Here is a 15,401-nt window from a genome sequence, read left to right as displayed (position 1 = left end):
CCGCTCAAATACCCTCCCCTGTAGGAGCGAGCTTGCTCGCGAGCTTTTCAAACCGCCGCCAACAGCTCCTGTTCCCGATACCCGCAATCACCCGCCCTCCGTAGGAGCGAGCTTGCTCGCGAGCTTTGCAAACCGCCACCAACAGCTCCTGTTCCCGATACCCGCAATCACCCGCCCTCCGTAGGAGCGAGCTTGCTCGCGAGCTTTTCAAACCGCCGCCAACAGCTCCTGTTCCCGATACCCGCAATCACCCGCCCTCCGTAGGAGCGAGCTTTTCAAACCGCCACCAACAGCTCTTGTTCCCGATACCCGCAATCACCTGCCCTCCGTAGGAGCGAGCTTGCTCGCGAGCTTTTCAACCCGCACGCCATTGATGCCCCATGAAAGTTGCGAGTCATTCTCGGCTTGTATAGGCTGGCGCGCCGCCCGCCCATTGACCGAGATTCCTGTTAATGCGATCCGCCCTTTACTCATTGCTGCCCCTGGCGCTCGTCTGCGCTACACCCGTCTGCGCCGAGTCACTGGAGTTGGGCGAGGTTCAGGTCCGCGGCGATGAAAGCAGTGAACTGGAACTGGCCCAGGCCCGACTGCATGACGTACCCGGGGCCAGCAACCTGATCGACCTGAACCGCGTCGAAAATGGCCGCACCGCCAGCAACACCGATGTGCTGGCCTATCAACCCGGTATCTACGCGCAATCTTCCGGTAATGACGGGGCCAAGGTCTCCGTTCGCGGCTCCGGCATCAATCGCGCCCCAGGGGCCCATGGTTCGGGTCTGTACGTGATGTTCGACGGCCTGCCATTGACCGGCCCCGGCGGCACCCCATACGAGCTGTTCGAGCCCCTGTGGCTGAGCCGGGCTGAAGTGCTGCGTGGCGCCAACGGCTTTGAGAGCGGCGCACTGGCCCTCGGCGGCTCGATCAATTACGTGACCCGCACCGGCCATGACGCCGCCCCCCTGCAAGTCCGCTATGAAACCGGCAGTTATGGTTATCAGAAACGTCAGATCAGTTCCGGACAAGTACTGGGGGATCTCGATTACTACGTGGCACTGACCGACTCCGACACCGATGGTTATCAGGATCACACCCGCGGCAGCAGTAAAGGCATAGCGGCCAACATCGGTTATCGCTTCAGCCCGCAGCTCGAAACCCGCTTTTACCTGCGCTATCGCGAGACCGACAACCAACTGGCCGGCCGCGTTACCAAGGACCAGATCAAGCATCATCCACGCTCGGCCAACCCGGTTTATGTGAACGGTGATTACACCCGCCCACAGCCCGGCAGCACCTGGCTGGGCAATAAAACCACGATGTACCTGGATGACGACTCGCAGCTGGAGGTGGGACTGGTCTATCACGACTACCCGATGGATCTGCACGAAGGTCCGAACCGGCTGAAAGTCGCCTACAGCGATATCAGCGGCACCCTCAACTACAAGCGCCGCGACACCTTGTTCGGACTCGAAAGCAACACCACCCTGGGCTTGCGCAACACCAAACACCTGCCCAACAGCGGCGCCTCGGAATACGTGCGCCTGCCGATTGGCAATACCGCCGGTTACGCGCCCGGAACAAAAATTCGCGATTTCAGTTACCAGGGCTCAGACACGGTGCTGCACGCCAGCAATGATCTGGAACTGGTCCCTGACCTGTGGCTGACCACCGGCATGGCACTGATCTATACCCGCCGCGAAAGTGACGTCAGCTACCCCGACAGCGGCGGCAAGGTCAGCCAGCACGATTGGGATTACGCGCCCCGGGTCGGCCTGCGCTACGAATTCAACCCCGATCTGCAGGTGTACGCCAACCTCAGCCGCTCAGTAGAACCACCTCACCCCTGGTCGATGATCTGGGGCTCGCCCTACCGATTCCCGGTTGGCAGCGGCCCGGCTACCGGTCAACAAAGTACGCCGGTAGCGCTGGACAACCAGACAGCCACCACCCTTGAGCTGGGTACCCGGGGCGATTCCTTGATCGGACAATGGGATCTGGCCTGGTACTACTCGGCAATCCGCCATGAATTGCTGAGTGTCGAAACCCGGGCCGCGACCGCAGGACAGGTGGCCATTGTCGGCGAAGCCAACGCCAGCCCCACGGTGCACCAGGGCTTCGAAGCCGGACTCCACAGCCTGCTGTGGGAGCGCCAGGCGGTGGGTAAAGTCTCGCTGCGTCAGGCTTACACCTTCAGCGACTTCCATTTTCGCGATGACCCGCGGTTTGGCGCCAACCGGCTACCGGGCATCCCGCAACATTACTATCAGGCTGAAATACGCTACGACCACCCGCAGGGGTTCTATACAGGGCTGAACACCCAGGTTGCCTCACGCATGGCGGTGGATTACGCCAACTCATATTACGCATCGTCCTACATGCTCTGGGGGGCGACCCTGGGCTATGCCTCACCCAAACAGGACTGGCAAACCTGGCTCGACCTGCGCAACCTGACCGGCGAACGCTATGCCGCCACTGTGACTCCGGGGTATGACGACAAAGGGCTGGATGCCGCGCGCTCCACTCCCGGCGAAGGCAGGGGCGCCTACGTCGGGGTTTCCTGGAGTTTTCGCTAATCGTTGCGAGGGATATCGGCAGGCAGTCGCACTTTGCGCCGGGTACCACTGAACAGGCCCCAGCTGGACAAGAACAGGGCGGCAATCAATGGCCCGATCACAAAGCCATTGAGGCCGAAGATCGCCATGCCGCCCAGGGTCGAAATCAGAATCAGGAAGTCCGGCATTTTGGTGTCTTTGCCCACCATGATCGGACGCAGCACGTTATCCACCATCCCGATCACAAACACCCCGTACAACGCCAGCACCACCCCTTCCCAAATCATCCCCGAAGCCAGGAAGTACACCGCCACCGGTGCCCAGACAATGCCTGCGCCCACCGCTGGCAGCAGCGACAGGAACATCATCAGCACGGCCCAGAACAGCGAGCTATGGATCCCCAGCAGCCAGAAAATCAACCCGCCCAGGGCCCCCTGGGTCACGGCCACTGCCAGGTTGCCCTTGACCGAGGCCCTGACCACACGGCGCAACTTGAGCTGCAACAAACGCTTGTGCTGCTCGGCCATCGGCACCGTATTACGGATCAAGCGCACCATTTGCTGCCCGTCACGGATAAAGAAATACAGCAGGTAGAGCATGATGAAAAAACTCACCACCAGCTCGAAGGTACTCTGCCCGAAACTGAACACCTGGGTCGCAAAGAACTGACTGCCCTCCAGAGCGCCTTTGGCAATTTTCTCACTCAGGCCGTCAATGTTGCCGACCCCGAACCGGTCCAGCCAGTCCTGGACCGTCGGCGGCAGGACGTCCTTGATCTGCATGACATAGCTGGCGACATTGATCTTTCCGCTCTCGACATCCTTGTAAAGCATGGCTACTTCTTGCACGAGCAGCACGGTGGTAACGATCACCGGCAAAATCGCGATCAGCGTGCACACCCCCAGGGTGGAGAAGGTCGCGAGGTTTCGGCGCCCTTTCAGCTTGAGCACCATCTTGCGCTGCAATGGAGCGAACAGAATGCCCAGGGCAACGGCCCAGAAAATCGCGCCATAGAACGGCAGCAGAATCCAGATGAACGCGATGGTGACCAAAGCCAGCAGCAAGAGCAGGGTTTTACGTTGAAGACTGGTTTCGTTCATGTGCCATCCGTGTCAGTGGGCCGCAAGCGCATTGGGTAGGCGCAGTTTAGACGGCAAATATACAGGCGCGCAGGCACATTACGGGATAAAGACGGCATGTCCCATGTCTGCAGGCGTGAGCTTGCTCGCTCCTGCAAGGTTTCAAGCGCCATATCCAGCAAGGCGACACCCAGGGCTTTGCCATGGGCGTCGGGGCCAGCGAGCGGGTGGTAGGCCAGGGGCCGGGAATAAGACTGATGAAAAAAAGCCTGCAGGGCTAGCCGTTCACAGTGGTTGGCCAGCATGGGCGCATATTTCTCGGCTGCATTGGAATCAGGTCTGTATCATGCCCGGTCGGGTTTCAGGCTCACCTGCCGAGCCGAGGGTCCCGGGCTGCTGCACCGATCACATTTTTACTTTAATTGTTTGGCTGAACCTGCATTGACAAATCTGACCCAAGCTGTAAATAATCCGATGGATGTTGTACGACAACAGATAACAAAAATAAAAATAATCAAGGAATCTTTCGTATGAGCCCCTTCGTGTCCGCTCCCCGCCATGGCGCGCCGTTAATCCGCGCTGGCCGCATGCCGGTCGTGTTTCCAGCACGATCCTCCACGCAACGATCACCTGCAGAATTTGCTGACGCCTAGTGCGCAAGCAAAAGACTCTCTCGCTTCAGCGACTTGAGTCGCCGCCCTGACTTCAGGGCACCACGCACGTCCTTTGAATCGCTGACCGCTCTTCTGACGGTCACGGGAAGTGCTATGCCAAAAAATGGGAGCGTAACAATAATGAAACATCAAAACACTCGGTCACTGGTCTTGTTCGGTCTTGGCAGCATGAGCCTGGCTTTACCGCTGACCGGCCTGGCTGAAGGCTTTGTGGAAGACACCAAGGCCACCCTTACCTTGCGTAATGCCTACATCAACCGCAACTTCACCAACCCGGACTATCCGCAGAGCAAGGCTGAAGAGTGGACGCAAAACTTCATTCTCGACGTCAAGTCCGGGTTTACCCAGGGTACCGTCGGTTTCGGGATTGATGTCCTGGGTCTGTACTCGCAGAAGCTCGATGGCGGTAAAGGCACGGTCGGCACACAGTTGCTGCCGACCCATGGCGATGGCGAACCGGCCGACAACTTCGGCCGTCTGGGTGTTGCAGCCAAGGCCAGGATCTCCAACACCGAACTGAAAATCGGTGAGTGGATGCCGGTACTGCCGATCTTGCGCTCGGACGACGGACGCTCACTGCCACAAACCTTCCGTGGCGGCCAGATCACCTCCAAAGAGATCGCCGGTCTCAACCTCTATGGCGGCCAGTTCCGGGGCAACAGCCCGCGTAACGATGCGAGCATGGAAGAGATGTCGCTTAACGGAAAAGGCGCGTTCACGTCCGACCGTTTCAACTTTGCCGGTGGCGATTACAGCTTCAACGACAAGCACACCCAGGTCGGCCTGTGGTACGCGCAGCTGGAAGATATTTACCAGCAGCAATTCCTTAACGTCCTGCACACCCAGCCTGTTGGTGATGTGACCCTGGGCGCCAACCTCGGCTATTTCTGGGGCAAGGACGACGGCAGCAAACTGGCCGGCGACCTGAACAACAGAACCGCATACGCCCTGCTTTCGGCCAAATACAAAGGCAACACCTTGTATGTCGGCCTGCAGAAAGTCAGCGGCGATGATGGCTGGATGCGCGTCAACGGCACCAGCGGCGGCACCCTGGCCAACGACAGCTACAACTCCAGCTACGACCTTGCCAAGGAGCGTTCCTGGCAGCTGCGTCACGACCTTGACTTCGCAGTGTTCGGCGTACCCGGCCTGACGATGATGAACCGCTACCTGAGCGGCGATAACATCCACACCGGCGCCATCACTGACGGCAAGGAATGGGGTCGCGAATCGGAACTGGCCTACACCATCCAGACCGGTACCTTCAAAGACCTGAACATGCGCTGGCGCAACTCGACCATGCGTCGTGACTACAGCACTAACGAATATGATGAAAACCGCATCTTCATCAGCTATCCGTTGTCGCTGCTGTAACCCCCTGTGGGAGCGGGTTTGCCCACGATCGGATCAACGGGCTGTCACTGACAAACCGCAGTGCCTGAATCGCTGGCAAGCCAGCTCCCACACCTAGCGCATCGTTGCTGCCCGCTCCCCCCTCTGGGAGTGGGTTTGTCTGCGGGGGGCGCACCGGGGTGTCGCTGACAAACCGCAGCGTCTTAATCGCTGGCAAGCCAGCTCCCACGCCCATCGTTGCTGCCCGCACCCCCTCTGGAAGCGGGCTCGCCTGCGGCGGGGCGCACCGGGCTGTCGCTGACAAACCGCAGCGTCTTAATCGCTGGCAAGCCAGCTCCCACACCCATCGTTGCTGCCCGCTCCCACGCCCATACGCTCGCCGTCATGATGACAAAATGATAGCGCCACACTATGTTTTGACCCTCGGTGCATTGACAACACCCTAAAGGACTGCGAATAATCCCGACCATGTCATACGACAACAGATGACATCAATAATAAAAAAGGGTCTCTTGATGGCAACCTCGCACACTGTCCAAAATCCCTTCAATCGCCTTCTTCTCACCGGCGCGGCCGGCGGCCTGGGGAAGGTACTGCGTGAAAGCATAAAGCCCTACGCCAGGGTTTTACGACTCTCTGATATTGCGCCTATGGCTCCCGCTGTCGACAGCAGCGAGGAAATACACCCCTGCGACCTCACCGACAAAAACGCCGTTCAGCAACTGGTTGAAGGCGTAGATGCCATCCTGCATTTCGGTGGAGTCTCGGTTGAGCGTCCATTCGAAGAAATCCTCGGGCCGAACATCTCCGGGGTCTTCCATATCTATGAAGCGGCTCGACGCCATGGCGTCAAACGGGTGATTTTCGCCAGCTCCAACCATGTGATCGGTTTTTACAAACAGGACCAGACCCTCGATGCCCGCTCCCCGCGCCGCCCCGATGGTTATTACGGTCTGTCCAAGTCCTATGGCGAAGACATGGCCACCTTCTACTTCGATCGCTATGGCATCGAAACCGTCAGCATCCGCATCGGCTCATCCTTCCCCGAACCGCAGAACCGCCGGATGCTCAGCACCTGGCTGAGTTTTGCCGATCTGACCCAATTGCTCGAACGCGCACTGTACACACCGGACGTCGGGCACACGGTGGTCTACGGCGCGTCAAACAACCCGAACCTGTGGTGGGACAACCGCTACGCGGCCCATCTGGGCTTTGCCCCCAAGGACAGTTCAGAGGTGTTTCGCGCCAAGGTTGAAGCCCAGCCAATGCCGGCGGCCAATGACCCGAGCATGATTTACCAGGGCGGAGCCTTCGTCGCAGCCGGCCCCTTCGGCGACGACTGAACACAGCCGCTGACAAGAACACGACCGACAGGGGTAGCCCCATGACCGCCGAACTCATTCTCGATGCACGCAATGCCACGGGCGAAAGCCCGGTCTGGAGCGCAGCAGAACAGGCGCTGTATTGGGTGGATATTCCCGCCGCACGCTTGCACCGCTGGAGCCTGATCGACGGTCGCAGCCAGAGCTGGGATGCCCCGCAAATGCTTGCCTGCATCGCCCGCAGCAGCGACGGCAGCTGGATCGCCGGCATGCAAAGCGGGCTGTTCAGCCTCAAGCCCCGGGCCGACGGCGGTCTCGACACCCGCCTGCTGGCAGGCGTTGACCATGCTCAACCCGGCATGCGCTTTAACGATGGCCGCTGTGACCGCCAGGGCCGCTTCTGGGCCGGGACCATGCTGCTGGACATGGCCGTAGGTGCGCAGTGCGGGGCGATGTATCGCTACAGCGCAGGTCAGACAGAACCGCTAACGGCTCAGCTGGACGGTTTTATCGTCCCCAATGGCCTGGCTTTCAGCCCCGACGGCAAAACCATGTACCTCTCGGACTCACACCCCCAGGTGCAAAAAATCTGGGCCTTCGATTACGCCATCGACAGCGCAACGCCGTACAACCGTCGCCTGTTCGTAGACATGCTGGAGCATCCGGGACGCCCCGATGGCGCTGCCGTCGATGCCGACGGCTGCTACTGGATCTGCGGCAATGATGCCGGCCTGATCCACCGTTTTACCCCCGCAGGCAAACTCGACCGCTCCCTTGCCGTACCGGTGAAGAAGCCTGCGATGTGCGCCTTCGGAGGTGCAGACATGGACACCCTGTTCGTCACCTCGATTCGTCCGGCAGGCGATATCAGCGATCAACCCCTGGCGGGCGGCGTGTTCGCCCTCAGGCCGGGGATCAAGGGGCTAGTGGAACCCGCCTTCAACAACTGACTGTTTACCGACATTGCTGATCCGACACCTTGATATAAAAAAAACAATATTTGGAGTGACCCATGGATTTCAAACGCACCTTGCTTATTGCTGCTCTACCGCTGGCTTTCTGCCTTTCGGGCGCTGCCCAGGCCGAAATCAAAATCAAATTCGCCGAAGTTCACCCGGCTGGCTATCCACCGGTAGTGGCCGAACAGGACATGGGCAAGAAGCTGCAGGATCAAAGTAACGGCGATATCAGCTTCAAGATGTTTGCCGGCGGCGTGCTGGGCTCCGAGAAAGAAGTGGTCGAGCAGTTGCAGTCCGGCGCGGTGCAAATGACCCGGGTCAGCCTCGGCATCCTCGGGCCGGTGGTCCCCGAGACCAATGCGTTCAACCTGCCCTTTGTGTTCCGCGACCAGGCACACATGCGCAAAATCATCGACGGTGAAATCGGCCAGGAGATGCTCGACAAGATCACCAACTCCGACTTCAACATGGTCGCCCTGGCGTGGATGGATGGCGGCACCCGCAACCTCTACACCAAGAAGCCTGTACGTCAGATCGCAGACCTCAAGGGCATGAAAATCCGGGTCCAGGGCAACCCGGTATTTATCGACACCATCAACGACATGGGCGGCAACGGCATCGCCATGGCCACGGGCGAGATCTTCAGCGCCCTGCAGACCGGGGTGATCGACGGTGCAGAAAACAATACGCCGACCTTCCTCGAGCACAACCACTACCAGAACGCCAAGTACTTCACCTGGACTGATCACCTGATCCTGCCCGAGCCGATCGTGATTGCCAAAACCACCTGGCTCAAGCTCAGCCCGGAGCAACAGGCACTGGTGCAGAAGGTAGCCCGTGAAGCACAGATGGAAGAGCGCGTTCTGTGGGACAAAAAATCTTCTGACGCTGAAGCAAAACTCAAGGCTTCCGGGGTGGAGTTCATCACCCTGACCCCGGAACAGAAAAAAGCCTTTTACGACGCCACTCAGCCTGTTCGTGACAAATACGGGGCGGACTACAAAGACCTGATCTCGCGTATTGAAGCGGTCCAATAAGCCTGTCCGATTATGCCGCGGTGACGGGCCCCGCCCCGTCACCGCCGCAGTGGTGAGCCCCATGAAAAATACCGTACTGCGCTTGAACGACATGCTGTATCGGGTCTGTATCGGGATCGCCGGTTTATCGGTGCTGACCATGACCCTTATCATTCCCTGGGGCATTTTTGCCCGCTATGTACTGGGCTCGGGCTCCAGCTGGCCAGAGCCCGTCGCCATCTTGTTGATGGTGGTTTTTACCTTCTTTGGCGCGGCCGCCAGTTACCGTGCCGGCGCGCACATGGCGGTGTCGATGGCGGTCGAACGGATGCCGCCAATGGTGCGCAAACAGGCCGCCTTGCTGGTGCAGCTGCTGATGGTGGTGGTCTGCCTGTTCATGGCCGTCAAGGGCTTCAAACTGTGCGCCACCACCTGGAATCAATTCCTCGGCGAGATGCCGTCCTTGCGGGTCGGGATTTCCTATTTGCCGATTCCCATTGGCGGGCTGGTGACCCTGGTTTTTGTCCTGGAAAAACTCTTTCTGGGTGACCAGAGCCATCGCCGCGCGGTGCGGTTCGACATCGTAGAAGCCAGCGAAGAGGCCGTCTAAATGGATGCTTTGGTATTGTTGGGCAGTTTTATTGCGCTGATCCTTCTCGGTATGCCGGTGGCGTACGCCCTGGGCCTTTCGGCGTTGATTGGCGCATGGTGGATCGATATTCCGTTCGACGCGCTGATGATTCAGGTTGCCGGCGGCGTGAACAAATTCTCCCTGCTGGCGATTCCGTTCTTCGTTCTGGCGGGTGCGATCATGGCCGAGGGCGGCATGTCCCGCAGGCTGGTGGCGTTTGCCGGGGTGCTGGTAGGTTTCGTACGCGGTGGCCTGTCACTGGTCAATATCGTGGCCTCGACCTTCTTCGGGGCGATTTCCGGCTCTTCGGTGGCCGACACCGCCTCGGTGGGCTCAGTGCTGATCCCGGAAATGGAACGTGCCGGTTATCCCCGGGAGTTCTCCACGGCGGTCACCGTCAGCGGTTCGGTCCAGGCTTTGCTTACACCGCCGAGCCACAACTCGGTGCTGTACTCGCTGGCTGCGGGTGGCACGGTGTCGATCGCCTCGCTGTTCATGGCCGGGATCTTTCCGGGGCTGCTGCTTAGCGCCGTGATGATGGGGCTGTGCATGATCTTTGCGCGCAAGCGCAACTACCCCAAGGGTGAAGTGATTCCGCTGCGCCAGGCGCTGAAAATCGCCGGCGATGCGCTCTGGGGCCTGATGGCCATGGTCATCATCCTCGGCGGCATTCTGTCGGGTATTTTCACCGCCACCGAGTCCGCGGCCATCGCCGTGCTCTGGTCGTTCTTCGTCACCATGTTCATTTATCGCGACTACAAATGGCGCGACCTGCCCAAGCTGATGCACCGGGCGGTGCGCACTATTTCCATCGTGATGATCCTGATCGGTTTTGCTGCCAGCTTCGGCTACATCCTGACGCTGATGGAGATCCCGATGAAGATCACCACAGCGTTCCTGACGCTGTCGGATAACCGCTACGTGATCCTGATGTGCATCAACGTCATGTTGCTGCTGTTGGGCACGGTGATGGACATGGCGCCGCTGATTCTGATCCTGACCCCGATCCTGCTGCCGGTGATTATCGGGATCGGTGTCGACCCGGTGCACTTCGGCATGATCATGCTGGTCAATCTGGGGATCGGGCTGATTACCCCGCCGGTGGGTGCGGTCCTGTTCGTCGGTGCCGCCGTGGGCAAGGTCACGATCGAAAACACCGTCAAAGCCCTGCTGCCGTTCTATGCGGCCCTGCTGCTGGTGCTGATGCTGGTGACCTACGTTCCGGCCATCTCGCTGTGGCTGCCAAGCGTGGTGCTGTAACCCCCCCTCTGTAGGAGCGAGCTTGCTCGCGAGCGGTTTAAAAGCTCGCTCCTACGGGTTTTCAGCTTTATTTCCAGCCAAGGAGGCTGGTTACTCATGTCTGCTCCTGCTTTGTTTCCCCGTCATGTCGCGGTATTGCTGCTGGTGTTGCTGGCCTGTGCATTTGCCGGTAATCACATCGCCGCGCGGATCGCCTTTGACCATGACACCGGCCTGCTGCTGGCGATTCTGTGCCGCGCCGGCGTGACCCTGCTGGTACTGACCGGCCTGGTGCTGTGGCAACGTGAACGCCCCCGGTTAACCCCCGCCCACTGGCGCTGGCAAGTGCTGCTGGGGGTGCTGATCGCGGCGCAAAGCTTCTTTATCTATTCCGCCGTGGCCCGCATCCCCGTGGCCCTGGCATTGCTGATCGCCAACGTGGCGCCGATCCTGCTGGTGCTGCTGACCTGGGCCCTGGGCGGCTCGGCCCCGACCCGGCGGGCAGCGGTATTGATGGGCGTGATCATGTTCGGGCTGGCGTTTGCCCTGGACGTCCCCGAGCGCCTGTCGAATCAAGGCACAACCGAAGCACAATGGCTGGAAGGCATTGCCTTCGGGTTCGCCGCAGCTTCTGTCTTTGCCTGCGCGCTGTGGATCACTGACCACAAGCTGTCGAGCGTGCGCGGCACGGTGCGCAGCATGCTGACGATGCTGATTGTATTCAGCGTCGCGGCAGTCGCCGGGGTCAGCGGTGTATTGCCGGGAGGCGTTTCACTGCCCGGCTCGTCAACCGGCTGGACCGCCCTTGCCTGCCTGGTGGCTCTTTATGGGCTAGGGTTCTGCCTGCTGTTTATTTGCCTGACCCGCCTGGACATGGCGCGTAATGCCCCGGTCATGAACGTTGAACCGGTGGCCAGCCTGCTGTTTGGCTGGCTGATTCTGGACCAGTTGCTCAGCAGCAGTCAGGTGATCGGTGGCCTGATCGTGGTCGCCGGCATTGTAATGCTGACGTGGCGGCGTGCCGCGTGATTGCTCAGTGGAGGTAGCGGCCATGCGGCCCGAGACGTTGATCCTGGAAGACGGCCTGACCCGGCTGACACTGGCGCCGATGATCGGTGCCAGCATTGTCAACTGGAGTGTCATCGCCAGCGGCCAGCCGCTGTTGCGCCCCAGTGCCGACACGGCATTGAACAGCGGTTTGCCGGGACGCCTGGCGTGCTATCCACTGGTGCCCTGGTCGAACCGCATCGGCGGTGGCGGTTTTGACGGCCCGCAGCACTGGTTTGTGCTGCAGCCCAACAGCCCCACCTCAGCCCTGCCCATCCATGGCAGTGGCTGGCAACAACCCTGGAGTGTGATTGAGCACACCGCGCAGCATGCCTGCCTGCAACTCGATAGCACTGTGCCCTTCGCCTACCACGCGCAGCTGCGTTACCGCCTGAGCGAAGGTCAATTGCGCATCGAACTGAGCGTTACCCATCAGGACGAACGTGCCGCCTGGCATGGCCTGGGGCTGCATCCCTATTTCCCCCGCACTCCCCGCACCCGCTTACAGGCCCGCACTGCACAGATCTGGCTGTGCGATACCGACGGGCTGCCCACACACCTTGCGCCATTGACGGCCGAACGGAGTTTCAACCAGCTCGCCAGCCTGCCCGAGACAAGACTCGACAACTGTTTTACCGGCTGGGATGGCCATGGGCTGATCAGCCAGCCGGATTTGGGCTACGAGCTGGAGTGCCGGGCCACGGGTGCCCCGTACTGCCTGGTGTACTGCCCTGCCGGAGAGGATTTTTTCTGCTTCGAGCCGGTCAGCCACCCGGTCAATGCCCATCACCTGCCAGGTCGCCCGGGCTTGCATTTATTGCACAAGGGGCAATCGGCGGGGCTGGCTTTGAGCCTGGGTTACCGGCCGCTCCGAGGCGTTTTGTAGACCCAGATCAATAGTGCGGCATTCGGCCTGGTCTACCATCGCGCCCTTTTGCGAATGACCTGACCATGCCACTTGCACCGCCCGAACTCCTTGCCCCTGCCGGCACCCTGAAAAACATGCGCTACGCCTTCGCCTATGGCGCCGACGCGGTGTATGCCGGTCAGCCACGTTATAGCCTGCGGGTGCGCAACAACGAATTCGACCACGACAATCTGGCCATCGGTATCGCCGAAGCCCAGGCTCAGGGCAAGCGCTTTTACGTGGTGGTCAACATCGCCCCGCACAATGCCAAGCTGCGCACCTTCCTCAAAGACCTGGAGCCGGTGATTGCCATGGGCCCGGATGCGCTGATCATGTCCGATCCGGGCTTGATCATGCTGGTGCGCAAACACTTCCCGCACATGCCGATTCATTTGTCGGTACAAGCCAATACCGTGAACTGGGCCAGTGTCGAATTCTGGCACCAGCAGGGTTTGAGCCGGATCATTCTGTCGCGGGAACTGTCGCTGGAAGAAATCGAGGAAATCCGCCAGAAAGTACCCGCCATGGAACTGGAAATTTTCGTGCATGGCGCGCTGTGCATGGCCTACTCCGGCCGTTGCCTGCTGTCGGGCTACATGAACAAGCGTGATGCCAACCAGGGCAGTTGCACCAATGCCTGTCGCTGGAAGTACGAGGCAAAGCCGGCAACGGAAAACGAGCTGGGCAATGTGGTCAACATCGTTGAGCCAACCCTGGGCGTGGGAGCCCCCAGCGATGAAGTGTTCGTCCTGCACGAAGCCGGTCGCCCGGACGAACCGATGTCGGCGTTCGAGGATGAACACGGCACCTACATCATGAACTCCAAGGACTTGCGTGCGGTGCAACACGTTGCGCGCCTGACCGCGATGGGGGTGCACTCGCTGAAGATCGAAGGCCGTACCAAGTCGCATTTCTACTGCGCGCGGGCGACCCAGGTGTATCGCAAGGCCATTGATGATGCGGTGGCCGGTCGTGAATTTGACCACAGCCTGATGACCGATCTGGAGTCACTGGCGCAACGTGGTTACACCGAGGGTTTTTTGCGCCGCCATGTGCACGACGAGTATCAGAACTACCTGCATGGCAGCTCGCTGTCCCATCGCCAGCAGTTTGTGGGCGAGCTCACGGGCGAGCGGCGCAATGGGCTGGCAGAAGTAAAAGTCAAAAACCGCTTCGCTTTGGGTGATCATCTGGAATTGATGACGCCCCGGGGCAACTATCACTTCGATCTTGACCATCTACACAACAGCGCCGGGTTGCCGATTCAGGTGGCACCGGGTGACGGCCACACCGTATACCTGCCGATTCCGGAGCAGGTGGACTTGAACTACGGGTTGTTGATGCGGGATTTGACCGTAAGCGAAACCATAGAGCGCACGGCATAGCCCCACCTGACTTACAAACTTGAGGGGGCTGGCTTGCCAGCGATGCAGGCAACCGGCTGTATCTGCAGGATTGAGCCGAAACCATCGCCAGCAAGCTGGCTCCCACAGAACCCATACACCCTTGTGGGAGCTGGCTTGCCAGCGATGCAGGCAACCGACTGTATCTGCAGGATTAAACCGAAGCCATCGCCAGCAAGCTGGCTCCCACAGGGCCCGGACCTGACACTTAAACCATTGTGGGAGCTGGCTTGCCAGCGATGCAGGCAACCGACTGTATCTGCAGGATTGAGCCGAAGCCATCGCCAGCAAGCTGGCTCCCACAGGGCCCGGACCTGACACTTAAACCATTGTGGGAGCTGGCTTGCCAGCGATGCAGGCACCGGCTGTATCTGCAGGATTGAGCCGAAGCCATCGCCAGCAAGCTGGCTCCCGCAGACCCCATACACCCTTGTGGGAGCTGGCTTGCCAGCGATGCAGGCAACCGACTGTATCTGCAGGATTAAACCGAAGCCATCGCCAGCAAGCTGGCTACCACAGGGCCTATACACCCTTGTGGGAGCTGGCTTGCCAGCGATGCAGGCAACCGACTGTATCTGCAGGATTAAACCGAAGCCATCGCCAGCAAGCTGGCTCCCACAGGGCCCATACACCCTTGTGGGAGCTGGCTTGCCAGCGATGCAGGCAACCAGCTGTATCTGCAGGATTGAGCCGAAGCCATCGCCAGCAAGCTGGCTCCCACAGGCCCATACACCCTTGTGGGAGCTGGCTTGCCAGCGATGCAGACAACCGACTGTATCTGCAGGATTGAGCCGAAGCCATCGCCAGCAAGCTGGCTCCCACAGAGCCCATACACCATTGTGAGAGCTGGCTTGCCAGCGATGCAGACAACTGGCTGTATCTGCAGGATTGAACCGAAACCATCGCCAGCAAGCTGGCTCCCACAGGGCCCATACACCCTTGTGGGAGCTGGCTTGCCAGCGATGCAGGCAACCAGTTGTATCTGCAGGATTAAACCGAAACCATCGCCAGCAAGCTGGCTCCCACAGAACCCATACACCCTTGTGGGAGCTGGCTTGCCAGCGATGCAGGCAACCGACTGTATCTGCAGGATTAAACCGAAGCCATCGCCAGCAAGCTGGCTGCCACAGGGCCCATACACCCTTGTGGGAGCTGGCTTGCCAGCGATGCAGGCAACCAGCTGTATCTGCAGGATTGAGCCGAAGCCATCGCCAGCAAGCTG

Annotated in this window: 11 protein-coding genes; 10 read left to right on the top strand and 1 reads right to left on the bottom strand. The window is 59.9% G+C overall.

Annotated features, from left to right (window positions below; all coding sequences use genetic code 11):
- The first annotated feature begins 452 nt into the window (after positions 1 to 452).
- Entirely contained in the window at positions 453 to 2,570 is a 2,118-nt protein-coding gene (locus JQ845_RS07225) for a TonB-dependent receptor family protein (protein ID WP_203008813.1), read from the top strand.
- Here JQ845_RS07225 and JQ845_RS07220 read toward each other — a convergent pair.
- Complete coding sequence (locus JQ845_RS07220) at positions 2,567 to 3,649, bottom strand: AI-2E family transporter (RefSeq protein WP_003446960.1); 1,083 nt, start codon at positions 3,647 to 3,649, stop codon at positions 2,567 to 2,569. The genes JQ845_RS07225 and JQ845_RS07220 overlap by 4 nt on opposite strands.
- 773 nt (positions 3,650 to 4,422) lie before the next feature.
- Here JQ845_RS07220 and JQ845_RS07215 point away from each other — a divergent pair.
- The 9 genes from JQ845_RS07215 to trhP all read left to right on the top strand — a co-directional run bounded on the left by JQ845_RS07215 (position 4,423) and on the right by trhP (position 14,161).
- Positions 4,423 to 5,676, top strand: coding sequence for an OprD family porin (locus JQ845_RS07215; RefSeq protein ID WP_010656203.1), 1,254 nt, complete (start codon positions 4,423 to 4,425; stop codon positions 5,674 to 5,676).
- A 494-nt stretch (positions 5,677 to 6,170) separates the two neighbouring features.
- Positions 6,171 to 6,998: an NAD-dependent epimerase/dehydratase family protein gene (locus tag JQ845_RS07210; protein WP_003446957.1), complete on the top strand. Its 828-nt coding sequence runs from the start codon at positions 6,171 to 6,173 to the stop codon at positions 6,996 to 6,998.
- Between the two features lie 41 nt (positions 6,999 to 7,039).
- Positions 7,040 to 7,927: a glucurono-1,5-lactonase gene (locus JQ845_RS07205; protein ID WP_203008812.1), complete on the top strand. Its 888-nt coding sequence runs from the start codon at positions 7,040 to 7,042 to the stop codon at positions 7,925 to 7,927.
- A 62-nt stretch (positions 7,928 to 7,989) separates the two neighbouring features.
- Complete coding sequence (locus JQ845_RS07200; protein WP_003446953.1) at positions 7,990 to 8,973, top strand: TRAP transporter substrate-binding protein; 984 nt, start codon at positions 7,990 to 7,992, stop codon at positions 8,971 to 8,973.
- Between the two features lie 61 nt (positions 8,974 to 9,034).
- Complete coding sequence (locus JQ845_RS07195) at positions 9,035 to 9,562, top strand: TRAP transporter small permease (protein WP_003446944.1); 528 nt, start codon at positions 9,035 to 9,037, stop codon at positions 9,560 to 9,562.
- Entirely contained in the window at positions 9,563 to 10,843 is a 1,281-nt protein-coding gene (locus tag JQ845_RS07190; RefSeq protein ID WP_003446942.1) for a TRAP transporter large permease, read from the top strand.
- Positions 10,844 to 10,939: 96 nt separating this feature from the next.
- The gene (locus tag JQ845_RS07185; protein ID WP_003446941.1) at positions 10,940 to 11,851 is read left to right on the top strand and encodes an EamA family transporter; all 912 of its coding nucleotides are present in this window, start codon (positions 10,940 to 10,942) and stop codon (positions 11,849 to 11,851) included.
- Between the two features lie 22 nt (positions 11,852 to 11,873).
- Entirely contained in the window at positions 11,874 to 12,755 is an 882-nt protein-coding gene (locus tag JQ845_RS07180) for an aldose 1-epimerase (RefSeq protein WP_127195893.1), read from the top strand.
- A gap of 65 nt (positions 12,756 to 12,820) precedes the next feature.
- Positions 12,821 to 14,161 carry a prephenate-dependent tRNA uridine(34) hydroxylase TrhP gene (trhP, locus tag JQ845_RS07175; protein WP_161718361.1) on the top strand — a complete coding sequence of 447 codons (1,341 nt, stop codon included), beginning with the start codon at positions 12,821 to 12,823 and terminating at the stop codon, positions 14,159 to 14,161.
- Positions 14,162 to 15,401 lie beyond the last annotated feature (1,240 nt).

This window comes from Pseudomonas paraversuta, from assembly GCF_904063065.1.
Classification (GTDB): domain Bacteria; phylum Pseudomonadota; class Gammaproteobacteria; order Pseudomonadales; family Pseudomonadaceae; genus Aquipseudomonas; species Aquipseudomonas paraversuta.
This window is presented reverse-complemented; position numbering and strand designations above follow the sequence as displayed.